The sequence below is a fragment of the Fibrobacter sp. UWEL genome (genome assembly GCF_900142535.1).
Taxonomy (GTDB): Bacteria; Fibrobacterota; Fibrobacteria; order Fibrobacterales; family Fibrobacteraceae; genus Fibrobacter.
In genome coordinates this window covers 54,243-80,105 of the sequence record NZ_FRBE01000006.1, presented here as the reverse complement: position 1 = coordinate 80,105, position 25,863 = coordinate 54,243, and the positions used below count along the sequence as shown (strand labels likewise).

Below are 25,863 nucleotides of genomic sequence, written 5' to 3'. Positions count from 1 at the left end.
TTACAAGAGTAATTTCGAGGCAAAATAACTTCTTTGAATTCCGGGAGCGAAAATGATAAAGAGGGGCGCCCGTCCCAAAAGACGCCCAATAGTTTGTATGTGGTTTTCAAAGTTCTATGACAACTCCAGTATTAAGTTTGATAGCTTTAGTTGCGTATTCAAGTAGCTTGCTGTATAGATTTTTTAAACGTTCATTAGAGAGCGTTGGTATCTTTTCGGCAAGCCATTTCTTTAGCAGTATACATTTATCCTTGTCGTAGAAATCAAGATCTCCGTCATCAAGAAGAGTGCCGCAATACTGGTTAATGTCGTCAACGAAAAATTCGTTTAGCAAATCACGATCTTCTTCATCAAAATGATGTTCTTCGATTCTCGGATCCGGAGGAAAAGGCGTATTGGGAATGATTCCGCCATAATAGGTCATTTCAGTAAAGTCAAGGACTAATGTGAATCTCATTACATTTCCTCCTTTTTCTTGATTCCAAAGTGCGTCAAGTCGTTGTTGTTGCAAGGATCTCCGTTTATATCTAAATAATTTTTGAGCTTTCTGTCAAAAACGCGTGCAGATCCTACTCCTAAATCAGCTTTTATTTCGTATTTTTCATTTTTCCAAATCATTTTACTACCGCTTACTTTCGGCTCCACCCCAGGGGTGTATTTATCCGTTAGTTCGTTGATATTAATCTTTTGTTCCTTCCAATTTTTGCTGTACTGCTCTTTTTTCTTTTTACTTCTCTCGTAACGTTCCTTTGCTTTGTTTGATGCTGTAGTCATTCCGGTGACGTATTCACTTGCGGAGGTGGAGTATTTTTCTTTTGCATTAGACATTATGCGACCTCCTTTCTAATTGTGTGGTAGTCAGGGTAAATGAGATATGGTATTCCTATCATAGATAGTTTTTCGGTTGCGCAAGGATCATTTTTTCCGTATATTAGCAGTTTTGATGGATGTACGGTAATAATTGATGATATAAAGCGCATGTCATATGGCTTGTCTTTAGAACAGCCAAGGAATCCTGTGGCCCACATTACACCTGCGGGAATCCCTCCAAGATTGCGGTGAGTTTTATTATTTCCTGTTCTAAGGTTGGCGACGATTTTTATTCCGTTTACAACAAGGACTGCCATGAATAATTGATTCAATAGCATGACGAAGTCCTGCCATTCTTCATCCATGTCGGATGTTATGGTAACGTCGGTTGCTACGGCACCGAGATATTTTTTGTATTCAGAAATATCGTTCAATATGTTGCTTAACCTTGGGTAAATTCTCGCATCGGAACAATAAAAACATAGAAGTGTTTTATCAGGGTGCTCTACAATACGAGTTTTTCGAAAATCGTAGGGGATCATTAGTTCAGGCGTTTCTTCTAGGAACATGTCTTTTGTGAAAAAAGGGAAGCCATTCGCATTGAATTTAATTCCTCTATTTTGGAGGTATGTTGTATAATCTTCTGCAATTTTGCAAAGATCCATAAAGTTTTTTATCATGGAAATCTCCATTTTTGGTTGAAAGTTTGACAACCTAGGCGAAGAGCTTCGTCTAGATGTTTAAAAAAGTGCAGAACAATACTTCGTAGCGCAGATACCACGAAGTGCAGAGACCCTGCACATTGTTTCACTTGTCAAATAGAATGGGAGATTACTAAAATTGAAATGATTATGTCTCGCTCTTAGCGATTCCCAATCAGCCTGTTAGTGAGTTGTGCTAGAACTTATTAACGGGCTTTTTTATTTGACATGGTTAGATGATTTAAAGCTTGCTACTTCGTTTGCTTTCAGCCTCCTTTGTTGAGCTTTCTGTCATAATACATAAATTAGTGTACCCTTAGTGCACGTAGGTCTCATCTTTCTTAATAATAAATTTTATGACAAAATCTGTCAATGCGTTAGTCTCGAGATTTCGTACTTTTGACAGCTTTGGAAAAGACTTGGCAAGGAAAACTGGCAACAATAATATTGATTTAGACTTGATGTTGTTTTTCGGGTTAATATTTGTTCTTTGGACCGTTAATTGAAAGATAAAAAAAGATGGTTGATTAATTTATTTGGTCAAGTTGTTGCATTAGCTTATCGGTTTCTAAAAGGATGGCGATGATGTTGCGGTAGTGGGCGATGTCGTCGAAACTGAGGGTGCGACCCTTGCGATCCTTTAACCATTTCTGTGCAGGTTGGTATCCACCGATATAGAAATTCCAAGCCAGTTCCGGAATGTTATCAAAGTATTGTTCCTTATTGATGTAAACGCAATTGTCTTGATACTTGATTTCGGAAATGAGATTGTTGCCAGGGATGTTGAATGTGACTGTAGATTGAGGGTTTTCTTCCATCAAGTGTAATTGACGAAGCTTGTTACCCAGTTCGAGAATTTGATTAAACTTTTCTGTATTTTCAGGATATGGAATTCGAGGGAAATCAACTTTCAAGAATTCTTTGTACTTCTCGCGATAACTGGGCGTGTGTAGGATTCCGTAGATATAATCGAATATTTGCTCCGGAGTTGTAATGTGTTCCTTTGAATTGTCATTCCCGACACCTGTCCTCGCTTGTCGGGGATGATCGGGAATCTGGATGCACTTATCTATCTTTCGCCATATTTCTTCATCAAGATTCGGCTTGCGAGTTTCGCCTAATGCAGCCTCTTCGTCGGTAGGGTAGAGATAGAGAGGGAAGACGATTCCACCTCCGCGATAATAGATATTTGTATCAACAATATGCTTTGAACAATATGCCAAATTCCATTGCATACTGCCAACAGCTTGCCCTTGCCTTCCTAAAATTAAACCGATATTGTTGCCGAGATAAAAATTCTGCATAAATTTATCTCGTGGATACCCCATAATTCCCTTAGTTTTTCCTGTAAAAATCATATGCCGAAAATCAAAGGGACGATAACACAAAATTTCAGCCTTTATTTTATTTTCTGATATGTCTTTTTTTGCTAGTGGAATTTGCCAATCTCTTACATTATTGAATCCATATTTACGATGGATTTCATCTTCGCTAAGTGAAATAAAATCTTGCTTTAATTCGTTTCTCTCTTTTGCAGAAAAAGCAATAGATGCTCCGTCACATTGCGTTTTTATTCCGTTGACATTTATATTTAAAAGTTTTTGAATTGGGATATGCCCATCGTATTCAAGTTGAATATTTTCATCCTTCGGCACAAAGAAATTCTGTGGTTCCTGCGGATTCAATTTGGTCCAAGGAACATCGTTAAAAGAATGCTTTCTTAAATACTCGTATTTATCTTCACGCTTGCCGAATAGTTCGAAATGGTAAACGTTTGCGAGGTTGCTGGATTCTTCGACTTCGCTTACGCTACGCTCAGAATGACGCGCTGGGGTGCTTGCGCTTCGCTCAGAATGACACGAGGGATTGCTAGCTTTTTGTTCGGAATGACGCGTGGAATTGTTGTTCTTCGTCTTGACGAAAATATTGATGCTTACGCCTTGCATAATGTCAAAGACATTTTCATCCTTGCTTCCATCGGGAGAAACTTCTTTCTTTCGAGTATTGCCGTGTAAGTCAAGAATGTAGATGGAATCAAATGCGTTCATCAATTCTTTTCGCATTTGACGATGAATGATCCCATCGATAAAACTATTGTTTGAAATATATGCTAGAATGCCTTCGCCATTCTTTTCTACATAGTAATGAGCGAGCCTGATAAACTTTATGTAGTCATCAGATAAAGGCTGAATATTTCTTTCATTCAAATCTTTTTTGTAATCTTCAAGAAGTCTTTCTATCCACTCCCCTTTATTGCTGCTACTTACACTATACGGTGGATTTCCAATCATCACCATCACAGGTGTATCGCGCTTGATGTAGTTGGCTTCGTTAGCTTCTTGTGCTAACCATTGCGCAAATAATGTTCCTGTATCGGGGTCACATTCTTCCAAGGAATTGGTCAAGAAAATACGGAGACGTTTATCCTTTGCTGCTTTGTATCCGGTTTCGCCAAGAACCATATCCAACTTCAAATGGGCTACGGCGTAAGGAGCCATCATAAATTCAAAACCGTTCAAACGAGGCAATAGATGTTCTTCCACATAGCTTTGCCATGCTCCTTGCTGACCTTCCATTTTGCTGTGAATTTTTCGGACAGCTTCCGCCAAGAAAGTTCCTGTACCTGTAGCGGGATCGAGAATCTGAACCTTATGATATTCACGCATTTCGTGAACTTTGTGGTCCTTGCTTTTCTTGTCGGAGGTTCCATCGACAATTCTGTCCAACTGAACTTTGCTTGTGTCTGCAAGTCCCATGGGCATGTTGAAATCTTTCTGCAGAATTTCATCAACTGCGTTGACGATGAATTTCACAACCGGTTCAGGAGTATAATAGACGCCGCAGGCTTTCTTCTGTTTTGGATCGTAACAACGGAGGAAGTCTTCGTAAAAGTGAATCATGGAATCGGTCTGTGCGGTACTTTTGCCGAAGTTCGCCATGACCTTGTGAATGTCTGTCACGCGGAAGGATTCAATCAAGTCATCTACAATCCAGACGATGCTTTCGCTAACATCATAACCTGCGATGCTCTGGAAAATTTTTCGTAGGAAGGGATTTGTTTTAGGAATAAGGTTGGCGGCTTCATCGCGACTGAATGTATCGGGAGTTTCGTCGTGGAGTCGGGCTGCAAACATCCCGTAGCAAATGGTCTGTGCGTAAATGTCCGCAAATTGGCGTTCCGTCAAATCGTGAATAAGGGTTGTCTTGAAGGATTTCCATTGTCCAGCCAGTTCGCCGGTTTTCTCGGTGTCCGCAGCAAGGGTGCGTTCTACCACGTCGGCTAAAAGCCTGGCCTTGTTCGCCATCATCTCGGCCATTTTCTTGGGGCTGGTGATTTTTTGCGGTGTGGCCCCAGCGAGGCTTTCCACCATTTCGAGGAACTTTAAAATATTGTCTTCTGCAACCGCAATTTTATTGCCCTTGATTTCTGCAATGCGGACGCTGTCAACGAACGTTTCGCCTTCGTAGAGATGAAAATCTAGGTAGTCCGTAAACAGGATGTGGTCCAGAGATTTCTTGTAGCGGTTGAACTGTTCTTTATGCTGGCGATTACCATCCAAATCGGAATCGCCCACATCTTTCGCTTCGACGAACGCAACGGAAACGGGAATGCCGTTGGCGTCTCGTGCCAAAATCAAGTCGGGTGCGCCACATTCAATGCGGGCGGGCTCGTTCATCACGATGAATTTCGGGAGCAGAGCCTTTAGCAGGTCCGTTAAGGCGGGACGGTAGCTATGCTCTGTAGCGATGCCTGCAGAAAAATGTTGGCCGACTTCGGCAACATAACTTTCAACTGCTTTCTTCTTGTTGGCGTCAATTCCGCTCATAAGGGCTCCCGGTAAGGTTTTACCTTACTCAAAAGCCAATGCGATCCAACAAAAAAGGCGTGGTACCGAATGGCTTACCTGTCCTGCGGACTACCACATCCTTGCACACAATAAGCACAAACGGCCCACGCCCCAATGGGACGTGAGCGTCTGCCTTATCCTCGTATGCTTTTGAAAGTGGTAGTTTCAGGACAGAGAATAAGAGCAAAACTCTCAATTAAACCTGCGTTCCCTGCCGCTTTCACGGCAGGGAACTATGTCGTCACGAATATAGCATAAAACGGTGCAATCATTGGACGTGCATATTTAGAAAGTGCCTAATATTGCAAAAGTACTTGCAGAAAAGCTATATTAGCTGCGAGTTCGATTATGATGTACCCGTTCATGACCTTAGATGATAATTCTGAAATTGTCCATTCCGAGATGATGAAGGATGGCCGTGTCAAGGTGTACATTGAAAAGCCTGATGAAAAAGACTGTTTTCATCACGCAACTTGTTACCTGCCCCAATACACATGGGAAGATATATCCGGATTTTCTGATAGTGAAATTGACCGATACAAAAAAGTAATCGAGTCAACTGCACATCTGATCTTGGAATTTTCTCAGAAGGGCGGGGTCAACAATGCCAAAGATATTTAGAGTCGGCTCTTATTGGGTTTATTTCTGGTCTAACGAAAATTGACGATTTCTATATTCTTGCCACAATGCCTGCCATCGATCAATCCACATTTAAGAATTCCCTGAAGGTCGCTTTTAAGCGCTCCTTGCCGGTGCTTACGGGCTACTGGTTTTTGGGCATTACTTATGGGGTGCTTGCGGAATCCATGGGCTTTAGCTATTGGTATCCGCTGTCCATGGCGCTGTTTGTGTTTAGTGGCTCTGCGGAATTCCTGGGCTTGGGTATGTTGCTGGCGAATTTCAACCCGCTGGGTGCCGCGAGTATGGCCTTGGTGGTGGGCGCTCGTCATTTGTTCTATGGCGTTTCCATGCTGGATCGTTTTCGCGGTATGGGCTGGCGTAAGCCCTTCCTGATTTTCTGGATGTCCGACGAAACGTTTGCTATTAACTACAATGCCCGCGAGTCTACCCCCACGGAGATGCTGATGGTCAGTATGCTGGATTATTCCTACTGGATTACCGGCGGATTTATGGGCTATATGTTCGGCTCCCTTTTGAACTTCGATATTCGTGGTCTTGAATTTGTGGTGACGGCCATGTTCGTTGCCATCTTTATGGATCAGTTCTTAAAGGAAAAGGAACATCGTCCGGCGTGGATCGGGATTGGATGTACTGCCTTGAGCCTGCTGGTAGTGGGTAGTCAGTATTTTGTGATTCCCTCCATGATTGGAATTCTTTTGCTGCTGACTGTGTTCCGCAAGAAAATTGAGGGCGGTAAATGACTACGCAACAACAAATCACAACCATCGCCATACTTGCGCTGATGACGGTGCTGACCCGCGCCTTGCCTTTCCTCATTTTCCCTGCAGGAAAGCCTACTCCCAAATACATCCAGTATTTGGGCAAGGCCTTGCCTCTCGCTGTTTTCGGTATGCTTGTGGTTTATTGCCTGAAAGATGTGCAGTGGCTGGAAGGTATGCACGGCATTCCCGATATCGTAGGCATTGTGGCGACAGCCGTGATGCACATATGGCGTCGCCAGCTATTTCTTTCCATGGCTGTAGGGACCGCAGTCTATATGGTCCTTATTCGACTCGTTTAAAAGCAAAAAGGCGCTCGCATTACTGCGAGCGTCTTTAAAAGCGTAATCCATTTTTGAAACCCGATCCCTCGAGCCTCGAACCTGGAGCCTACATTACATGCAGGTGTAGCCGCCGTCAACCGGAACCATGATGCCGGTAACGTAGCTGGATGCCTTGGATGCAAGGAAGATTGCAGCGGTGTCAAGTTCGCCTTCGTTTCCATAGCGTTCTGCCGGGATCATAGTCTTAGCATTCTGCTGGAAGAACGGAGTATCGAGAGTTTCCTTGGTAAGCGGGGTGTAGAAGTAACCCGGGCAGATTGCGTTAACATTGATGCCCTTGCTGGACCATTCAGCGGCCAGAGCGCGGGTCAGGTTAACAACAGCACCCTTTGCTGCATGGTACGGTGCGGAACCGCAAATCTTGTTACCAACAAGGCCGTACATGGAGGCAATGTTGATGATACGGCCGTACTTTGCCGGGAGCATTGCCTTCTTGGCAACTGCACGAGCCATCTTGAAGGTACCGCCCAGGTCAACGTTCATTTCGTGGTTGAGCTGGTCGTCGGTGATGTCTTCTGCCGGAGCAACTGCGCCAGTACCAGCGTTGTTGATCAGGATGTCGATGCGGCCCAGCTTGGCGAGGATTTCGTCAACGGCTGCTTCAACCTTAGCGGTGTCGGTAATGTCGCACTGAACGGCGATAGCTTCGACGCCGTAGGTTTCGGAAATTTCCTTAGCTACAGCTTCAATCATTTCCTTACGGCGAGCGATTGCAACAATCTTTGCGCCCTGATTTGCCAGAGCCTTTGCCATCTGAACGCCGAGACCAGTGGAGCAACCAGTAACAACTGCTACCTGGCCGGAGAGATCGAAATAATTCTTCATTTTTTATTCCTTGTGTTAAGATTATTTGTTTTGCGAAATTAAAATACATTCAAAATTCACAGAAATGTCATAAAAATGCCCTGTTTTCTAGAAAAAATTGTAAACAATAGTGGAAAAAACGACGTTTTTCCTACAAAAATGTGAGTTTATGAGAGGAAACTTCTAAAAAATGGGTGATTTTTCGTTGCTTGCGGGTAGGATTGTTACTTTTGACTCATGAAACCTTTAAGTGATCGCACCAACCATTTTACTGAATCTGTCATTCGTTACATGACCCGTATTGCCAATGGCTGCGGGGCTGTGAATCTGTCCCAGGGTTTTCCGGATTTTGACCCGCCTGTGGAATTGCAGAACCGTTTGGCAGAAGTGGCAAAGACTGGCCCTCATCAGTATGCGTTGACCATTGGTGCCAAGAATTTCCGCGAAGCGGTTTGTCGCAAGCAGGAACATTTCAGCGGCATGCGCTTTGATCCGGAAAGGGAATGTGTCATTACCTGTGGCAGTACCGAAGCCATGATGATTACCATGATGTCGGTCTGCAATCCTGGCGACAAGGTGGTGATTTTCTCACCGTTCTACGAGAACTATACTGCGGATACGATTTTGAGTGGCGCAACTCCAATATACGTGCCCCTTTCGCCCATCGATTTTACCTTCGATGCGAATGTCCTTGAAGATGCCATGAAGCAGCCGGGCGTAAAGGCATTGGTGCTGTGCAATCCTTCAAACCCCAGTGGAAAAGTTTTCACTCGCGACGAGTTGAAGATTATTGCGGATCTTGCCATCAAGTACGATCTGTATGTGATTACGGACGAAGTTTACGAGCACATTATTTTTGCACCAAATGTTCACACCTATATGGCAACCCTGCCGGGCATGCGTGAACGCACCATCGAATGTTCCAGCCTCTCCAAGAGCTATTCCATTACGGGTTGGCGCTTGGGCTATATTCTGGCTCCTGAGCCCATCATGGAACGCATCAAGAAAGTTCATGACTTTACGGTGGTTGGCGCGTCCTCTACGTTGCAGGAAGTGGCTGTGACCGCCATGAATTTCGGCGATGATTACTACACCGAATTGCAGAATCATTACACCCACATGAAGCAATTGTTTACCGATGGCCTCCGCAATCTGGGATTCAAGTTTACAGAGCCTCAAGGAACCTATTTCGTCATGATGGACATTTCGGAATTCGATTACGAACGTCGCATGGCCTCCGGCGAGTTCGGCGCCGTGTCTGGAATGGGAATGAGCGGCTCAGGAGCCGTTCGCCCCGATGAACTTTTCTGCATGGATTTGGCAAAGAAAGTGGGCGTCGCCGCAGTGCCTGGCAGTAGCTTTTTCCGCGAGCCCGTAAACCATCTGGTGCGATTCCATTTCGCCAAGAAGGACGAAACTTTGATCGAGGCTCTGAACCGCCTGGAAGGTGTCCGTAAATTGCTTAAATAGGATCCTGAAAATGGGAATGCATGCTAAAAATTTGCATTGTTTGTTACAGGATATTTGGCAATTGCTTCATATCGCCCATGTTCCGTGTCAGAGACTTCTATAAGTACTTCAATTGCATTGCTGGGAATCTTTATTTTTTTTGAAAAGAATCCGTTGCCCTGATTTTTGAGACGATTTTTCTTTCCGTTGCAAAAAAGAAGAGCATATTTTTTATTTGAAACTTTTATTTTAAATTCGTATGTTGAATCTGCATGTAACTGAACTAGTGGTGACTCTATCTTGATGTCCTTTGCTGATGAGCGAAAATAAGTTGGGTGCTGGATATTACTAGCCTTATTTGCGCTAATCGAAAAAGATGCTATGCTGCTATAAGCGTTATCTTTAACGTTATGCATTAAAAAAGCTTGAAAGATTCCTGCGTAAGGTGCCTGGAATTCTATTTGTAATTTTTCACGATTGTGTGTCAATAGAGCTCTGTTTTGTACAGGTTGGTTGGTCTGTAAATTGTAAACATTCAATATAAATTTTGCATCCCGTTTTTGAATAAGGTCTAGCTGATATGAACTATCAATATTGTTGATCGCCTGCAGTTTGTTGGGAGATTCAAATAAGTCGAAAAAAATGGGATCTAGGAGAGGTCTATTTTTAAATTCGTCGCGACTGATTTTCTTGGTTAGTTGATGGTTTGAATCATTTGGGAAATGGGAGTACCCAAAGTGGTCTCCTTTCAAAAATAGCCAGTCTGTTGTATAACGATGGTTTGATTTCGATGTATTGACATTAAAGGCGCTTGATCCCCATGTGCAATCAACATTGTACCAGAATTTGTCGATCTTGACAATATTCCATGCATGGTTGGAAGTAATTTCCTCGTTTGCGGGTATGTGCGTTAAACCTCGTGCGTATCCGTGAACGGTTTCGCATGGAATTTTTAACATATCACATAACTTCTTGAACGCATTTGCGTATCCTTCGCATACCGCTTTCCGGGATGCAAGAACATAGTCCCATTTACTTGGAGGTTGTGAATTACTTATGTAGCTTTCGCTGTCGTAATCAAGTAGCAGCGCCAATGCGTCATAAATCATTTTGACTTTTTCAAAATCATTTTTTGCAACGGAATCTATTAAGGATGTAAGATTTGTAACGTACCTTTCTGTTTCGTTCTGCCGTAGAGAATCGTTTTCGTCGTTTTCAATAAAATTAACGATTTGTTTGTGGGGAATACCCGTTCTGTATTTATAGGCATCGCTATCAAAGTCTTGTGGGAAAGGGTATTTTTCAACGGCATTGATTTTGGAAACATGGACAGTGTCTGTTGATTTTTCGTACTGATGATTTGGGCCATTCTTAGAATTAGGGGATGTTGACGCACACCCAATAACAAAGACTGCTAATAGAAGGATTATAGTTTGGAGTGATGCCCGTGTCATTTTCTTCATGAACCGTCTATCCAACGGCCTTTAGTCGTGAGCTTTCTGTAGCTCGGCTCTATACAGTTCCTCGATGTGCGAGGGGCCTTCGCACCATAGCTTGAGACTTTCATCAAAGAGCATTTTTCCGGTTTTGGAATTCAAAAAATCGGGTAAAACATCGGCTGCATCAAGATGGTCTTCCTTGGAAATGGACTCGACAACCATAGTCGTCAAAAGTTCCATTGCGGCCTGAATTTGTTCTTTTGTCACAGCCATATACGCTCGCTTTTGATAAATGCAAGTTGCTGTAATGCGGCCGCTGTTCTAAAGCAGTACTGGTCCTTTAATCGTTCGGGGAGTAACAGGCGTATGCATATTTCATCTGCCTGTTGAGAACCGACTTCCCCGAAGGTTCCTGTCATGTAGGTGGTTATTGTGATGTTTGTTGCGTCGTTTGCAATCTTGCCACCGATGATATCGTATTTTTCAAAATCTTGAACAAGAGAATTGAAAAGTCCTTTTTTTCGATGAGCGACAATGCAATGTAGCCAGTCGGCATCGGCTGTTAAAAAGATTTGGGTTCGGAGATTGGCCGGTATGTACTCAAAGGAAGACACTACTCCAAAATTCTGCTGGGTTGGAATTACTCCAGATTCCTGCGCTTTTCTTGTAGAAATCTTTGCAAAGGATTTCGCTTGTTCCTTGTCAGTTGTGAGGTAGAAACCTTGACCGAAATCCTTATACTTGGCGCACTTAGACAAGTCAGGTGAAGATACTTCGCAAAAACTTCCGTGGTACAGAATGGTTCGCTGATTCAAATCAAGCATTTTACACACCCTTTGACTTGAGGTATTGCCTTATGTCTTCAAGAACCGCCTGGTCGCCCTCAATATGGAACAAGTCCCACATTCGCTTGATATAGTGAAAAACACCCTGTTCCTTGAACTGGGTTGCTACTGCAGCAATAGACGCTCCCGTTTCTTCGGACATCAGCCGAACGAGCCTTGTCTGCATATAGATAATCTGGGTGCTTTCACTCATGTTCTTCAATATATAAAAATTTGGATATGGTATCCTGCAAAACTCCACCAAGTTGGTGGAGTTTGAGAAATGCAGCAAAGTTTTGCTTTGATTCCTTGGCAAATATGGTGTCGCCTATTGGAGTTGCAGAAACCGCTCTCGCCAACGTGGTTTCAGTCGCCGTCTAAATTGCTAAGTAAAATGCCTCGCAGAAATGATGTGAACCCCGAAAGTTGGACACAACTTTCGGGGTTTTCATGTATAAGAAACACACTAATGAAGAATGGGCCGAAGCTTTAGAACTCTATAAATCCGGACACAGTCCTCATTTAATAAGTCAGAAAACAGGCATCACAGAACGCCTAGTCCTATATCGTTGTAGGGAATATGATCTGACTGGTGAATGGTATAGGGGAAGAAAACAGAATGTCCGTTCAACACCCTCCCTAAAACGTGCAGTCATTGATACGGCAATCCAACAATCTCTATCTTTGACAGAGATTGCCGTAAAATATCAACTAAGCCGCTATTGTTTACAATCGTGGTTGCGCAAATACCGTCACGGCGGCTACGAGGAACTATTAGCAACAAAGCCCAAAGGGAGGCCTCCGAAGATGCCAAAGAAAAAGAAATCAGCAAAGGGTATGACCGAACTTGAACGTCTCCAGGAAGAAAATGCATACCTCAAAGCTGAGAATGCCTACCTAAAAAAATTGAAGGCCCTAGACCAGGAAGAGAATGCCGAGATGTTCGGTATAGGGCCGAGACAGTCCGAGGACTGAGTGAAAAGCATGCGCTCAAGCATCTCCTGAAGGCTAGCGGGCTATCCCGCTCTACATACTACTACAACATCCAGAAGAAGGCAGACCGCTACGCCGACGAGCGCAAACGAGTCAAGGCCATACATGCGGAAAACAAGGGTTGCTACGGATATCGTCGTATCAAAGACGAACTGAGGAATGAAGGCTTCGTGATCAATCACAAGACCGTGTATCGCATCATGAAGGAAGAAAATCTAAGGAACGTCCGCAAGCGTTGCAAGTACCGTTCGTACAAGGGGGATGTTGGCCAGACTGCACCAAACGTAATCAACCGGGACTTCACAACGACAGGTCCAAACCAGAAGTGGACAACGGATGTAACCCAGATAAATATCGGCATGGACAAATGCTACCTGTCGCCAATACTGGACATGTACAACGGCGAAATCATAAGCTACACCATATCGGATCATCCTGATCTAAGGATGGTAATGAGCATGCTCGACAAGGCTCTAGATAGAAAGCTAGTCTACGACAAGCTGGTCCTACACTCGGATCAAGGCTGGCACTATCAGCATTACAGCTATCAAAGAAAATTACAAGACCATGATATCATCCAGAGCATGAGCCGCAAGGGAAACTGCCTGGACAATGCAATGATGGAGAACTTCTTCGGCATAATGAAATCAGAACTTCTCTATCCCAACACCTTCAAGAATATGGAGCACTTCAAACAGGAACTCAAGAAATACATCGAGTACTACAACAACGACCGGATAAAACTGCGCCTAAAAGGAATGAGTCCGGTACAATACCGGACTCATAACTCAGTTTTATCCTAACTTTAAACTGTCCAACTTTTTGGGGTCAGTTCAAAAACGCGGGGCTTTTTTGTTCTTTCAAGAAACATCTTGTTTCATAGAATTGATGAAAAATACGGGAATGTTTAAAAATTGCGTTGAAATTACGCAAAAATGGAAGTTTTTGTTTTCTAGATGTATTGCGGACAACCGACCCATAATCTATTTTTTGAGTGTTAGGAGGTCCTTTTATGCGAAAACTGATGATCATGCTGGCGGTGATGCTGATTCCTTTGAATGCATTTGCCGAGGGCAATAATTCATCAAGTAGTTTCGACAAGTTGGAATTTGGGACCCGCCTTGGTGCAGGTCTCATGTATGTCATCACGGATTCCAAAGAGGATTATTATCCCTCAAACGGTGGACCTTGGGGTTCGTTGTCTTTTGATGTGGCGTACGGCTTGACGGAAAATCTTTACCTGCATTCCGGCGTGGGTTTGGACTATAGGATTTTCTTTGTTTATATAGAAGCTCTTGCGGGAGATGTTCTTGATTACGATGTCGGGGAAGAGCAGGACGCTTATGACAAATGTGAAGGAAGTTTTTACTGTGGTAGAGAACATTGGGAATATAATCAAGCTTTCTTGCTGAATGTTCCCGTGCTTTTGCAGTGGAGGATTCCTCGCATTCTGTTTCTTGAAGTGGGCGTTGTATTTGAGCTGTTGCTTGGGACAATCGAAAATGAGGATGATGGGTGGAGGGATGAATCTTACCGAAATCGCGATGAGGAAAGCCGCTTTGGGGTGAATGTTGCTATGGGTGTTGGGCATCAATTTAAATCGGGCCTGTTCATTGATTTTCGTGTGCTTTTCCGCGTGAACGATTTAATTGATGCAGACAAGTTTGCGGATAGTTACTTTATCCCAGTACAAGAATTTGATGGTGATGGAAATGTTGTGTTTGATTTTATGGATTATTCCGAACCCTACGGTTCTTATTATAAATTGTTGAAGTTCCAGTTGGGTATAGGTTACTGGTTCTGATGAAACCCATTGTCGAATATCTTGACTATCGCCGCTATATGCAGGAGTTCTACGAGGAACGAAAGAGAACTTCCGCATTTACATGGCGTGAATTTTCCAAGCTCTCCGGTTTTGCGTCGTCGGGATATTTGAAGCTAGTGTGCGACGGCAAGACCCGCTTACGTGGGGTTGGCTCAGAAAGCGTTGCGAAGGCCATGGGGCTGACCGGATACCAGGCGGAATACTTCTGCCGCATGGTGGAATTTTGCGACGCCCAGACAAACGAAGAAAAACAAGCGGCCTATGGTGAAATGTGCCGTTTGGCTGATGCCAACAAGGTCCGTATTTTAGGTGGCGAGGCGTACTCCTATTTTTCCAGCTGGATTAACCCTACGTTGCGTGAACTTGCTCCCATTATGCCGGGGGCAAGGCCCCTTGAAATGGCCCGCATGCTATGCCCCTCTGTGCCTGCCGCCGATGTGCGTTTTTCTTTAGATCAGATGGTCCAGATGGGGCTGCTGAAAAAGATTGAAAGTGCGGGGGAGGTGTCGTACGTTCAGACGGACGTGGGCATCAATCCCGTTGATAATCAAGACCACAAGGCCGCGTTAAATGTAGCGGTGCGCTCCATGCAGAAGCAGTTTGCCCGACTGGCTGCAGATTCCTTGGATGAGTTCGACGGTTCGGAACGTAACCTGTCGGGTATTACCATGGGGCTTGATCGCGCTGCCTACGAGCGGGTGGCGAAGGAAATGGCCGAATTTCGCAGGAAAATTGAGTCTATTGTCTCGGAAGTCAAGGACTATGACCGCGTTTATCGTATAAATTTACAGATGTTTCCGCTGACTCGGAAACTGGAGGAGAATGATGAGAAGTAATTTGCCTAATAAAATTCTTGGGGTTGTGTTTGCGGCGGTCCTCATTCTTTGCGGCTGTTCCGGTTTTACCTCGGATCCGCCTGTGGCAGGAACTACAGATGACTCGGGCGTAAATCTGCAGAAGGAGTTTGCCATGGCCCGTACTTATGCGCAGGGCTCCTACGAAGTGAAGGAAAGTTCCGAAACCACAAAAACAGGCGTTATTTCCATCAGTCTTGTTCAGGAATCGGGCTGTGTCAAGCAGGGCGAAACTTACCAGTGGGTTGAAGACTTGAATCGTGTAACACAATTAGCAGGCGGCCTGTTTCGCTATAGCTTTGCAGGCGACACTTTGACTCTTACCGCCTTGAATGAAGAACCAGATTATTATGGCAATGTTACGGTTCTTAAATTCGTTGGCGGCGAGCCAGGAAAGCTTCAGGGAATCTGGCTGCAATTAAGTCGTTCTGCCTATACCATGTACTGGAATTTTGGCGAAGGTTCCATTGAAATCCGTGTGCTGGAAAAAGAGAACTTCAACTATATGCAATCCCTCTTTATGTGGATGTTCTTTGAAGGTCTTGAAGATTCCAGCATGGATATTTATGCGGATCTCATTTACGATGAACACGCCGTTGATCCTGGTCGCTACGGAGTGGCGATTCTTAAGCAGGATAATCGAAGCGAAACCTTTACTTATAAGGGTGTGACCTATGAACTGAAAATAGATTCTGTTCATTCCTTTGATGATTATTTATCGCTGACTTTTTCAAGCGGCTCTGCAAAATGTCACCTGGAATATTTCAGTACCTTGAATGTGACTTCTGAAATGTGCAAGGCGGAAAATGCGGATGGCTTGCATTATTCGGATGCAAATCCTGATGTGATGACTCGTTACTCTTGGGGAAATGAAAAGGAATTTGGGGAATGCGTGAATCAGCTGATCGCCGCTGGTGAATCCGCTACGACAGAAAGTTCCTCCTCAAAGTTTGCGAAGGAATTTAGCGCAGCCCATGATTTTATGCCGGTTTACTATAGTGCAGAACCCTCTGGAACAAATGCTGGAACTCTAGTTTGGGATTTTGGCTTGGAAGGTCGTTGTCTCAAAGAAGGTGAGGGAGTGAAGTGGGTTGATGGTTGGTATAGCAACCGTCAGAACACGGCACAGTACAATTTTAGTGGAGATACGCTCTTTATCCATGATATCCTTGGCTCTACAGATGTATTGATTGGCGGTACTTCTGGACAGCTCGATGGCGTTTGGAAAATGGTGGGTGATTCGTATGTGAATGTTTATGTCAAGTTTGAAAAGGAAAAAATAACCTTCGCCTACGATATGAATCCGGATTACGACTACATGAATTCGGAATTCTTCGCACGCCTCCACAGCCTTCTTGCAAATGGTGCGGGATCATTGACTTTTGAAGAAGAATTCTATGAACCGGAAGATGAACTGGAAAACGGCGTTACCATTGTAAACCACACAAATACCAGCGAAACTGTTACGGTCAATGGAAAGACTTATGAAATTACCTTGAATCATGCCCATATGCTGTGGCAGGATGTTTCTGTGACCGTAAAGTCTGGCGATATGGTTTGCTCCGGGAGAAAGGCTCAAATTGAACAGATTTCTCAAGAACAGTGCAGTGTGGAAAATATGGATTATCTTGACGATTATGGCCTTGTTTCTATGGCGTACATCATTGATGAAGAAAAGTCCTTTTCTCAGTGCCTTGAACAAATGGTATCCCGCTAGACATTGTTATTTTAATCTCGTAAGGCTAGTGAGGTTGCATGAATTTTCGCATAATTAGTTTGATTCTTATTGCTTCTGCTTTTTTATTGAGTGGCTGCGTTACAGAAGGCGATCCTAGAATTTCCAAGATTCGGATGGAAGTGAATCCTGCACCTGAAATGCGTGGTGCAGGTGAGCACATGACGTCTGACTATCAAGTCCGTCTTTCTGGTGGCTTGAATGCTGGACCTTCAAAGAAAATGGAGGTGGATGATGTTTACCGCAATGGCCGTAGTGTTGATTTTGCATACAGTCTTGAATACGGATTCGTTAATGCTGCTGCAGAATTGGCACTCAAGAAAAACATATTCATGGTCAATACGGGAGTTGGCATCAACAATGGCTTATATACGTTTGCGTCTCTCGGGTTGAATACAAACCATTTTGAAATCGGGTTTTCTGGCGGTGTGTGGATGAACCATCGCGACTATGACTGTGAAGGGGATATGACTGTCACCTCTATGCTAGTCTTTAACGAGGTTAAGGAATATAGCCATCATTCCAACAACGGAACCTCCGTTATATATGGTGGCTATGCTGGCGCTTATCTGGGAGACTTTGGCCTTGAAATTTCTGCAAGCACCTATGAAGGGGATATGGAACTTGAAGACGTGCCTTTTTCGCCTAGAGTCTACACCCTATATGCTTCGGCTAGCTACCGCTTAAATGATCATTGGAGAGTAAGACTGGGCTCGGTTGGCGTTCATGGAGAAAACTTTGATAAACGTTATTGGTCTGGTTTTGGTGGCGTAAGCTATATTCCTTAGAATGATGATGAACGAACAAACATTGTATATAAAATAAGCTAGGTTTATTGGTAGATGGAAAAAGAATAATGAAGTTCCGCACACTTGTTTTATTTGCATTTGCTTTGATTGCCGCGTTTTTGCTTAGCGGTTGTGAAACGGTTCACAGTCGGCTACTTTTGAAGAAGGCTGCGGTAGAAGTTTTGCCCGCTCCCGATGTACATGGGGCCGATCAGGAAATGGCTTCCCATACAGGCAAAGTGCGTATTAGTGGAGGTGTTCGATATGGTGGCTCAGACCGCGTAAGGGCAGGCGAGTTAGAAAATGTTCAAACACCGGAAAGCTTTAGCTTTTGCAATCAATGCGGTGCCGTAAAGCCAAAGCCGGAATACAAAATTTCTGAACTGTTTTATGACGTGACCACATATCCCTGGTATGGGACCTTCCAGTTCATCAATAAAAAGGACCTGATGACATGGGGAGTAGGGTTTGGTTTTGACAATGCCCTCTATGTTTCGGGTTCCGCAGGGTTTAACACGAAACATTTTGAAGTAGGGGGAACACTTACTTTGGGGGTGATGTCTGTGCTACAGGAACGAGAGGGCTTGTCTCTTGGTTGCTCAAAATACTATGTCTGTGGTCTGGATGGTTGCGAGGTGTCGGATAAATTGCATTATGGCGAAAGCTATGAAAAAGATGAAGAGCCCAGTTTTTCTGGAATCGTTTCTCCGGGAATTTATGCATCAGCCTATTGGAATCAGTTTTCGCTAACCTATTCCGGAAGTGTCTACTGGCCTGATAATATATTTGATGAAGACCCCTCTGGAGATTTTACTTCTAATATTGTCAAGACTAAGGGTGACTATTTACCGGCAGCTGTCTTTACCAACCACTTTAGCGTAGGTTATATTTTCGGTAATGGTGTTGGAATTCGTCTGGGCGCAACCAGCGTCTTCGGTGAATTTGAAGGCTGGCACTGGTCCGGTTTTGGTGGCCTTGAAATAAATCTTTAAAATCTTTGCTATTTTGTTTGTGCTTGGAATAGCAAGGTTTGAAAGGTTTAGGTGCGTATTGGTTTGTGCGTTAAAGGTCTTTTCCTAAAATAATCTAGGTTTGTGAATGGCTGGAAAATAAATAATGAAGTTGCATTCACTTATTTCATTTGCTTTTGCTTTGATTATGGCATTTATGCTCAGCGGTTGCTTTGTTACCGCTGAGTATCTTTCCAAGGCAAAAATGGAAGTGAATCCCGCTCCAGAAATGCGCGGTGCCGGAGAATATTTTGATGCTAAATATAAGTTTCGCTATTTCGGAGGAGTGAGTTTAGGCCCTTCTTCAAGTCGAAAAATTCATGGTATCAATAATGAAATGTCGGCTTGGTGTGGCGACGAATGTCGCAACGTGATGAAAAACAACAATGTGTTAAATCAGGTGAATGTTGAGTATAATTTTGAATATAGCCATATAAATGGAAGTGCCGAAATTCTTCTGGGTGGCAAGGGACCTTTGCTATGGAGTCTAGGCTTAGGCATTAATAGTGGTGTGTATGGCTTTACGTCGCTGGGGTTGAACGCAAAACATTTTGAAGTTGGCATTTCCGCAGGCGCTTGGATTAATAACCGCGGTTATGAGTTCGAGGGAATCAATTATAATTTCCATCACGTGCCAATGGTTCAAGGTGTCGAAAGCTCGTCGCATTTGACAGGAACTTCCCTATTGGGCTTTTATACATCTCTTTATTTTGGCTCTATCGGTTTTGATGTTTCCGCAAGTATGTATGATGTAGATTTTGAAAATGAAAATCTTTCCAAAGTACCAATGGTTTTTACCATATACACTGCAGTTAGCTATCGTTTGAATAATCGTTGGAGGGTTCGGGCTGGTGCCGTCAATCTTCAGGGCGATGGCATTGAAAATATGGTTTGGTCTGGATTTGGAGGCCTTGAGCTGAGCCTCTAAAATTTTTTTATTTCAAAATGCAAGGTTTGAGAGGTTTAGGTGCGTATGGGTTTGTGCGTTAAAGGTCTTTTCCTATTTTTAATGTTATTCGTTCTGAGTGGCTGTCTTGAAGGCGAGCCTAGGCGCCTTTTGCTGACGGATGCCGCTGTAGAAGTGAAGCCCGCTCCTGAAATTCATGGGGCAAGTCATGAAATGGCTCCTCATTCAGGGGCGGTCCGAATTAGCGGTGGCGCCCGCTTTGGGGGAGATGACCGGGAATATGCCGGACGAATCGAAAATGCTGGTGTTGAAGACGACTATAGGTACGCCAATCTTTTCTATGATGTTGTCTCCAGCTATTGGTATGGTGCGATTCACGTTGTGAGCAAAGGGGATCTTTATACCTGGGGCTTTAGCGTTGGCTACGACAACGCCCTTTACGTAGCCGCTTCTGCAGGGCTTAATACAGACCATTTTGAAGCCGGAGTTACCTTGTCCCTTGGCTTGCAAATTGCCAATCGACAGTACCGTGATGGAGTTGTGGATGATGAAGACTATAATTACCATGAGGATTTCATAAATGTCGCTTCGGACTTGATTGCTCCGGGGATTTACGCATCTGTTTACGAGGGACGAGTTTCCCTAACTTATTCCGGAAGTGTCTATTGGCCGGAAAATGTATTCAATGACGATGAGGGCTCATTCGATCCCTATGTGAAGACTAAGGGGAGTTTCCTGCCTACTGCGGTCTTTACCCATCATTTGAGTGTGGGTTACATCTTTGATAAGGGTATTGGAATTCAACTGGGCGTTACCAGCGTCTTTGGCGAATTTGAAGGCTGGCACTGGTCCGGATTTGGTGGCCTTGAAATAAATCTTTAATTTTTATTTGACAATTTTTGTAGATTATTCGATATAACTAATGAACCGCCGATTTAACCTTACTTGCGGGCGGGTAAATAAACAGCTAAATGAGGAGGCCTTATGGCTTTGTCTTTTGATTTTCGTCCGAAAAACGGATCCAGTTCTCATTCTCAAGCAGTAAAGAAGTTCTGCGACGGCTTTCATGTGGATTCCGCTAGTGAACTGGCGCAAATTATTCGGGAGCGCATGGCTGCGAAGGGTTACGCTCCCGGCGATCTTCTGGAAATGTACAAGCGCCACTGCGAAAGTCGTGATGTAAAACTCAGGGAAACGGATTCCAGCCTGCTGGCAAAATTTTGCCATATGGCGGAAAATGGAATGGTCCCCAGGCGTTTGCGTTCCTTTGTTTACGCAACACTGGATATTGGCGAAAAAGAACTGGCCGAAGCTCTCGCCCAGCATGAACTGCGCAAGAAAATGTCTGCTGCCTTAGGCCGTGATCATGGGGCGGAATGTTTTTTGCACAACCTGCCGCTGATTCTGAAGCACAGGGATTTTGTGATGAAGTATCGGGAATTTGCCTCACTGCAGTTTAACAATGTGGGCTTTAGCTACTGCTGGTTTAAGGGCAGGTACATTTGCCTGGGTGAACTTCTGAATTACTACAAGTACGGTTTTGGCATCGCTTATCATGGCTGCCCTCACTGCGGTGGCGATGTTCATAATTACTGGTGTGCGGGATCTGTACTTTCGGGCTCCCGCTCCGTTAGCGGTGTTTGCATTTCTTGCGGGAACAAGGTTCACAATGCCGAAAGCTATCGCGAAACATCCACGGGTCTGGTGCCTGCTCCCCGCGAAATCCTCATGAGGGATAAGCGCTGCTTTGGGGCGCCGAAGACAACCTTAAGCTACATCTTGCCGGCAACCCATGTACCCTGCGAATTTGTGGACGAAAACCCCTGGGATATTTTCAGTCTTGTGGCGTTGCTGAAATCACTTTAGCGGCAGCCCGCGTCTCACGTTCCCTGGCTTCTCGCTGGGAGAAGACGCAACCGCAGAAATTCTGGCGGTACAGGTGGTACTGTTCCGAAAGCTCGGTGGAACGCTTGAAGCCGCCCTTCTTTTTTAAATCCGTGGGTAAACGCTTTACGCCGTATTTCTGGCACTGTTCTTCCATTACTTCATTGAGGACTTGAGCGTCCTTCATGGGGCTGATGGTAAGGGTGGTGGTGACGAAATCTGCGCAAAGTTCTTTTGCAATACGTGCGGATTCTGCCAGACGCATTTCAAAGCACTTGCGGCAACGCTTGCCGCCTTCCGGTTCGTTTTCAAGACCGCGGACGAACTCGTAGAATTTCTTGGGTTCGTAAGGGCCTTCAATCAGCGTCACTGGATTTTTGGTGGGAAACTCTGCAACAAACCGTTTGATTTCTGCAACGCGATGACGGTATTCTTCGTCGGGTGAAATGTTGGGGTTGTAGTAGAAAACTGTAATCCTGAAAAACTGGGAAAGATATTCGATGCTGTAGCTACTGCAAGGGGCGCAACAGGCGTGCAACAAAAGGGTGGGAACTTCGCCCCGCTTTTGTAACCCGCGGATAATGTATTCCAGATCCCGCTGGAAGTTGTGCTTTGGGGGCTTGTGTTCCGACGGTTCCATTTCCTACCCGATGACTGCGTAGGTGGCGGTGACCCAGTAACAGATGGCGGTGACAACGGCCAGGGGGCCCATGACCCACTTTTCCTTGGGGCTAATGCTGAAAAACAGGGTGGCCATATAGAAGGTCATGTAGCAGGCAAAGAAAAACGTGAAGATAATGGTGATGATGTTAGGCAGAATGGTACACAGGGTTTCCGGCAGGACATGTCCTGCGGTGAGCAGGAACCACATGGCGACGAACTGCATAATGATGGGCATGACGAAAGCGGGGCGCAATCCCTTGGGAATGACGCGGTACTTGCCGCCCATGGCGAACATGCCTAAAGGGGCGCCTAGAGCCAGGGCGATGTTTAGGCCCAGGCTGGGCAAAAAAGTAATTGCACCGATTGCTGCAGGAATAATCATAACTCCAAATATAGTAACCCCAAGTAGGGGTACAAAAAAAGACGCTCTTCGGAAAAAGGAGGTAACCAAAGAGCGTCGAGGGAGTGTTTGTGTTTGGGTACCGTTAAAGTACATATTATTCCGGATGGAAAACATCTAAAACGTATTTTTCTTGGTTACCGAAGTATACAGGAATATGCCTCGAAAATGGTAAAACATGCGGTTTTTTAGCTAAAAAAGCCATTTTACTTGAACGATTCCGTGTACGGGGTGGAACTCTTTGTTCCGTATTTTCCTAAATGTGACCAATAATTGACTTTGGATATGGTTGGTTCCGACTGTGGTTTCCGTACGGATTTGGGTGTTTTTCCGGGGGGATCCCTTGGGGAATTGTAGGACCATACGGGCCTTGATTTGGTCCGCCGGATGGTAAGTCAAGTATACCTGGGACTGTGGGACGGAAAAGCCTTCGCCTCGGGTATGGCGACTCTTGATGGCCCCTTCCAGAGTGAACTGCTGAAAATATCCGGAGGTGAGTTTTACCCGCAGGTCGTTTTCCGGACAGTGACTTTCCGCCTCCAGGCATGTTATGCTGAACAGTCCCCGCAGGGCGTCAGGGCCAGACTCGGCGGAAACTTTCAGTCGGCCTTTAAGTGCGTTCGTCGGGATGTCCGCCCGCCCTTGGCTTTTTCCGGTGGCGTCGTTTTCCTGCGGGATGGAGACTTGGGCGTTGGCAGTCAGCCTGCTGTTCCATAGGGCGGGAACGGTTGCGCTGACCTGCTGGGTTCCGGTGAACTCGTTCTTCAGGAGAGTGGGGGAGAGCCTTGCGATTTCAGGAATGTCCGTCCCGTGATAGTAGGCTGTCGTCTGCCAGGAAACCTTAACGGCAGGCGGCTTCCCGCCGGTTCCGACGGTAGATGACTTCCCGTTGGTTCCGCCGGCGGACTTGGCGGTTGATTTCTGATGGAGCCGTAGTTTCAGGAGGGGAGCGTCCTGCCCCCGCTGGTACCAGCCTGCAAAATCCAGCCAAGGCGTCTTCAGCTGGATTCCGCCCAACGCAAGTTCCCGTGGCCTCCGGAAACCATCCCAGTAAAATAGGCTTGCGGTGACGTTCTTCTGGAATTTGTACCCTAGGGAGGTGTTCCAATGGAGTGCTGTGTCCAGCGAGGCTTGCAACTGGAATTTCCCCACCGGATAGAGAATGCCTGTACCCCACAAGGTGTCGGTGGGAATCTGGCTGTGTAATTCTCGGGTGGAAATCTGCCCGAAATAGGCTTCGCTACCGTGGTTCTTGTAAGCTAGCTGGGAGTGGGTTCCCAAGTGCAGGGAATAGCGGTAGAACCGTATGTTCAAATCCGTGAAATGCCGCTCCAGCATTCCTAACGAATCCATTCGAGCTGTCCAGGAAACGTAACCCTCCGGCGTAAGGGAGGGCGCGATTCTTTTCTGTACGGTCTTTTCCTCTTCGCATGATTCCAATGCAAGCGCTTGGGACAGGAGGCATGCCTCTTCAAAATTCCCGTCCTGAATCAGATCCAGAAGTTCGCCTGCCTCTTCTGCCGTAATCAGGCCGTCGTCCCACCAGTCAAAAATCTGGGATTCCTGAAGGGGGGTGTGGTCAGCGGTTGCCCAGGTCGTGAACATTAAAGTAACCAGCAGGATTTTCTTCCGAAATTTCATTTTGCAAGTCCGTGTACAGTCGTTCATAAAAAACCTCTTCCTATACACGTTCTTTTGCCCCCATTTGTACGAAAAATTTTCGTAAAAGTTTCGGGATTTCTACTTTTGGGACATGGCAAATTCAAACTGGTCAAAAAAATCTGGAAAGTCCTGGAGTAAAATTCCTTCCCGCATGCCTGCCCGCGGTGCAGATGCACTGGGTAGCGCCTTTGTGCCACACATGAAGGCTCCCCGCACGGAATTTCCGCTGTTCAACGGCAAGCGCGTGAAGCCTTCCCTGGAAGGTCTGGACAAGCTTCTGCATTACTATGGTGTGGAACTTCAGGAAGAAACTCTGAAGCAAATCTGGGAATACCACCAGTTGATCCGAGCCAACAATGAAGATCAGGATTTGACTCGCCTGAATGCTTTTGAAACGATGGTGGAGCGCCACTATGCGGACTGTACCTTGATCAACGCCTACGTGGAAAAGTGGCCCGCCCGAATGATTGACGTGGGTAGTGGCGCTGGTTTCCCGGGGATTCCCCTGAAGATCGTAAATCCCAAGATTAATTTGACGCTGTGCGAACCTCGTCCTAATCGAGTGAATTTCCTGAACATGGTCATCGAGAAGTTGGGGCTTACAAACATCGATGTCTTTGGCCACAAGGTTACTAGCCATAGCATGACTATCCCTGTGGATGGCGTCATTAGCCGAGCCTTTGAACTGATGGAAAAGACTTTCCCTCGTCTTCAGAATTCCCTAAAGATAGGCGGTCGCGTATTCTTTATGAAAGGCCCCGCTGCTGCAGATGAACTGAAGGCTTTGCGCCCCGAGGATTATGGTTATAAACTGCTGGAAAAGCATTTCTACACCATCCCCAACAGCACCCAGGAACGCTCCCTCGTTATCTTTGAAAGGGTTAAATGATGCAAGGGGACTTTGTCCCCCTGGACCCCCTAAAAAAGAATTCGGCCTTCCAAGCAACGCTTGGTTGGCCTTTTCTTTTTTGAAGAAAATACTGCGGCTCGGAAAAGCGTGTGCAAGCACCCGCACTTCACTCGCCTTACGTATTTTTGCTTGAGCGCCGCTGAAGCGACTCCTCAAGAAAATTCGGGGATTATAAATCGGGATTGCGAAGATGCAGGGGGCAGAGCCCCATTCAATAAACTCCACCAGAAGTTCAATACCATAACAAATTGAGGAGGTACTTTAGTACCCCTCAACGAGCGAGGCAAGGAAAGCAAGTGCAGAGCACTTGTGAAGCCGCAGACTAGCGACGGGGTTCCAAGGGGCAGAGCCCCATTCAATAAACTCCACCAGAAGTTCAATACCATAACAAATTGAGGAGGTACTTTAGTACCCCTCAACGAGCGAGACAAGGAAAGCAAGTGCAGAGCACTTGTGAAGCCGCAGACTAGCGACGGGGTTCCAAGGGGCAGAGCCCCATTCAATAAACTCCACCAGAAGTTCAATACCATAACAAATTGAGGAGGTACTTTAGTACCCCTCAACGAGCGAGACAAGGAAAGCAAGTGCAGAGCACTTGTGAAGCCGCAGACTA

The 25,863-nt window shown here is 45.3% G+C and carries 27 protein-coding genes; 15 read left to right on the top strand and 12 right to left on the bottom strand.

Translation table 11 applies throughout. From position 1 onward, the window contains the following. Window positions 1-106: 106 nt before the first annotated feature. The 4 genes from BUB59_RS05630 to BUB59_RS05615 all read right to left on the bottom strand — a co-directional run bounded on the left by BUB59_RS05630 (window position 107) and on the right by BUB59_RS05615 (window position 5,338). Window positions 107-457, bottom strand: coding sequence for a hypothetical protein (locus BUB59_RS05630; RefSeq protein ID WP_073226770.1), 351 nt, complete (start codon window positions 455-457; stop codon window positions 107-109). Further along, the gene (locus BUB59_RS05625; protein WP_073226766.1) at window positions 457-828 is read right to left on the bottom strand and encodes a hypothetical protein; all 372 of its coding nucleotides are present in this window, start codon (window positions 826-828) and stop codon (window positions 457-459) included. Before BUB59_RS05625 ends, BUB59_RS05630 begins: the two co-directional genes overlap by 1 nt. Further along, complete coding sequence (locus BUB59_RS05620; RefSeq protein WP_073226990.1) at window positions 828-1,490, bottom strand: DUF4417 domain-containing protein; 663 nt, start codon at window positions 1,488-1,490, stop codon at window positions 828-830. Before BUB59_RS05620 ends, BUB59_RS05625 begins: the two co-directional genes overlap by 1 nt. A gap of 548 nt (window positions 1,491-2,038) precedes the next feature. Further along, entirely contained in the window at window positions 2,039-5,338 is a 3,300-nt protein-coding gene (locus BUB59_RS05615; protein WP_073226763.1) for a type ISP restriction/modification enzyme, read from the bottom strand. A 369-nt stretch (window positions 5,339-5,707) separates the two neighbouring features. Between BUB59_RS05615 and BUB59_RS05610 the strand changes: the two genes are divergently transcribed. The 3 genes from BUB59_RS05610 to BUB59_RS05600 all read left to right on the top strand — a co-directional run bounded on the left by BUB59_RS05610 (window position 5,708) and on the right by BUB59_RS05600 (window position 7,061). Beyond that, the gene (locus tag BUB59_RS05610) at window positions 5,708-5,980 is read left to right on the top strand and encodes a hypothetical protein (RefSeq protein WP_073226760.1); all 273 of its coding nucleotides are present in this window, start codon (window positions 5,708-5,710) and stop codon (window positions 5,978-5,980) included. Between the two features lie 65 nt (window positions 5,981-6,045). Then, on the top strand, window positions 6,046-6,741 hold the full coding sequence (locus BUB59_RS05605) for an AzlC family ABC transporter permease (RefSeq protein WP_073226756.1): 696 nt from the start codon (window positions 6,046-6,048) through the stop codon (window positions 6,739-6,741). Further along, window positions 6,738-7,061 carry a branched-chain amino acid transporter permease gene (locus BUB59_RS05600; protein WP_073226753.1) on the top strand — a complete coding sequence of 108 codons (324 nt, stop codon included), beginning with the start codon at window positions 6,738-6,740 and terminating at the stop codon, window positions 7,059-7,061. The genes BUB59_RS05605 and BUB59_RS05600 overlap by 4 nt, the downstream gene beginning before the upstream one ends. A gap of 93 nt (window positions 7,062-7,154) precedes the next feature. Here BUB59_RS05600 and BUB59_RS05595 read toward each other — a convergent pair whose 3' ends face one another. Beyond that, the gene (locus BUB59_RS05595; protein ID WP_073226750.1) at window positions 7,155-7,928 is read right to left on the bottom strand and encodes an SDR family oxidoreductase; all 774 of its coding nucleotides are present in this window, start codon (window positions 7,926-7,928) and stop codon (window positions 7,155-7,157) included. Window positions 7,929-8,144: 216 nt separating this feature from the next. Here BUB59_RS05595 and BUB59_RS05590 point away from each other — a divergent pair, with 216 nt between their 5' ends. Continuing rightward, window positions 8,145-9,377: a pyridoxal phosphate-dependent aminotransferase gene (locus tag BUB59_RS05590; RefSeq protein ID WP_073226747.1), complete on the top strand. Its 1,233-nt coding sequence runs from the start codon at window positions 8,145-8,147 to the stop codon at window positions 9,375-9,377. A gap of 23 nt (window positions 9,378-9,400) precedes the next feature. Here the strand turns inward: BUB59_RS05590 and BUB59_RS05585 are convergent, their stop codons facing one another. Genes BUB59_RS05585 through BUB59_RS05570 form a run of 4 tightly spaced genes read right to left on the bottom strand, consistent with a single transcriptional unit; the run spans window position 9,401 to window position 11,833 of the window. Further along, complete coding sequence (locus tag BUB59_RS05585; RefSeq protein WP_073226744.1) at window positions 9,401-10,819, bottom strand: transglutaminase domain-containing protein; 1,419 nt, start codon at window positions 10,817-10,819, stop codon at window positions 9,401-9,403. A 21-nt stretch (window positions 10,820-10,840) separates the two neighbouring features. Next, window positions 10,841-11,068 (bottom strand): hypothetical protein, encoded by a 228-nt coding sequence (locus BUB59_RS05580; protein WP_073158988.1) that lies wholly within the window; start codon window positions 11,066-11,068, stop codon window positions 10,841-10,843. Next, window positions 11,059-11,619, bottom strand: a complete 561-nt coding sequence (locus tag BUB59_RS05575; RefSeq protein ID WP_073226742.1) for a DUF3990 domain-containing protein — start codon at window positions 11,617-11,619, stop codon at window positions 11,059-11,061. The genes BUB59_RS05580 and BUB59_RS05575 overlap by 10 nt, the downstream gene beginning before the upstream one ends. 1 nt (window position 11,620) lies before the next feature. After that, entirely contained in the window at window positions 11,621-11,833 is a 213-nt protein-coding gene (locus BUB59_RS05570; protein WP_073158984.1) for a DUF3791 domain-containing protein, read from the bottom strand. A 236-nt stretch (window positions 11,834-12,069) separates the two neighbouring features. On the opposite strand from BUB59_RS05570, the gene BUB59_RS05565 reads away from it, so the two are divergent. The 10 genes from BUB59_RS05565 to BUB59_RS05520 all read left to right on the top strand — a co-directional run bounded on the left by BUB59_RS05565 (window position 12,070) and on the right by BUB59_RS05520 (window position 21,597). After that, entirely contained in the window at window positions 12,070-12,594 is a 525-nt protein-coding gene (locus BUB59_RS05565) for a helix-turn-helix domain-containing protein (RefSeq protein WP_143160250.1), read from the top strand. Beyond that, on the top strand, window positions 12,525-13,415 hold the full coding sequence (locus BUB59_RS05560; RefSeq protein ID WP_143160249.1) for an IS3 family transposase: 891 nt from the start codon (window positions 12,525-12,527) through the stop codon (window positions 13,413-13,415). Before BUB59_RS05565 ends, BUB59_RS05560 begins: the two co-directional genes overlap by 70 nt. A gap of 209 nt (window positions 13,416-13,624) precedes the next feature. Further along, on the top strand, window positions 13,625-14,416 hold the full coding sequence (locus BUB59_RS05555; RefSeq protein ID WP_143160248.1) for an outer membrane beta-barrel protein: 792 nt from the start codon (window positions 13,625-13,627) through the stop codon (window positions 14,414-14,416). After that, window positions 14,416-15,273 carry a TIGR02147 family protein gene (locus BUB59_RS05550; RefSeq protein WP_073226730.1) on the top strand — a complete coding sequence of 286 codons (858 nt, stop codon included), beginning with the start codon at window positions 14,416-14,418 and terminating at the stop codon, window positions 15,271-15,273. The genes BUB59_RS05555 and BUB59_RS05550 overlap by 1 nt, the downstream gene beginning before the upstream one ends. Beyond that, the gene (locus tag BUB59_RS05545) at window positions 15,260-17,008 is read left to right on the top strand and encodes a hypothetical protein (RefSeq protein ID WP_143160247.1); all 1,749 of its coding nucleotides are present in this window, start codon (window positions 15,260-15,262) and stop codon (window positions 17,006-17,008) included. Before BUB59_RS05550 ends, BUB59_RS05545 begins: the two co-directional genes overlap by 14 nt. A gap of 38 nt (window positions 17,009-17,046) precedes the next feature. Then, window positions 17,047-17,814 (top strand): hypothetical protein, encoded by a 768-nt coding sequence (locus BUB59_RS05540; protein ID WP_143160246.1) that lies wholly within the window; start codon window positions 17,047-17,049, stop codon window positions 17,812-17,814. Window positions 17,815-17,882: 68 nt separating this feature from the next. Further along, window positions 17,883-18,806, top strand: a complete 924-nt coding sequence (locus BUB59_RS05535) for a hypothetical protein (RefSeq protein ID WP_073226721.1) — start codon at window positions 17,883-17,885, stop codon at window positions 18,804-18,806. A gap of 124 nt (window positions 18,807-18,930) precedes the next feature. Then, complete coding sequence (locus BUB59_RS05530) at window positions 18,931-19,752, top strand: hypothetical protein (RefSeq protein ID WP_073226718.1); 822 nt, start codon at window positions 18,931-18,933, stop codon at window positions 19,750-19,752. 81 nt (window positions 19,753-19,833) lie between these two features. Then, window positions 19,834-20,613 (top strand): hypothetical protein, encoded by a 780-nt coding sequence (locus BUB59_RS05525; protein WP_073226714.1) that lies wholly within the window; start codon window positions 19,834-19,836, stop codon window positions 20,611-20,613. Window positions 20,614-20,715: 102 nt separating this feature from the next. Then, window positions 20,716-21,597: a hypothetical protein gene (locus BUB59_RS05520; RefSeq protein WP_073226711.1), complete on the top strand. Its 882-nt coding sequence runs from the start codon at window positions 20,716-20,718 to the stop codon at window positions 21,595-21,597. Here the strand turns inward: BUB59_RS05520 and BUB59_RS05515 are convergent. The 3 genes from BUB59_RS05515 to BUB59_RS05505 form a co-directional block, all read right to left on the bottom strand. Next, on the bottom strand, window positions 21,566-22,255 hold the full coding sequence (locus BUB59_RS05515; RefSeq protein ID WP_073226708.1) for an epoxyqueuosine reductase QueH: 690 nt from the start codon (window positions 22,253-22,255) through the stop codon (window positions 21,566-21,568). The two genes, BUB59_RS05520 and BUB59_RS05515, sit on opposite strands and share 32 nt — an antisense overlap. Before the next feature lie 3 nt (window positions 22,256-22,258). Beyond that, a complete protein-coding gene (locus tag BUB59_RS05510) occupies window positions 22,259-22,660 on the bottom strand; it encodes a hypothetical protein (RefSeq protein ID WP_073226705.1) in 402 nt (133 codons plus the stop codon). A gap of 210 nt (window positions 22,661-22,870) precedes the next feature. Beyond that, a complete protein-coding gene (locus BUB59_RS05505) occupies window positions 22,871-24,319 on the bottom strand; it encodes a hypothetical protein (RefSeq protein WP_073226702.1) in 1,449 nt (482 codons plus the stop codon). Window positions 24,320-24,431: 112 nt separating this feature from the next. Between BUB59_RS05505 and rsmG the strand changes: the two genes are divergently transcribed. Further along, window positions 24,432-25,229: a 16S rRNA (guanine(527)-N(7))-methyltransferase RsmG gene (gene rsmG, locus BUB59_RS05500; protein ID WP_234979958.1), complete on the top strand. Its 798-nt coding sequence runs from the start codon at window positions 24,432-24,434 to the stop codon at window positions 25,227-25,229. Window positions 25,230-25,863 lie beyond the last annotated feature (634 nt).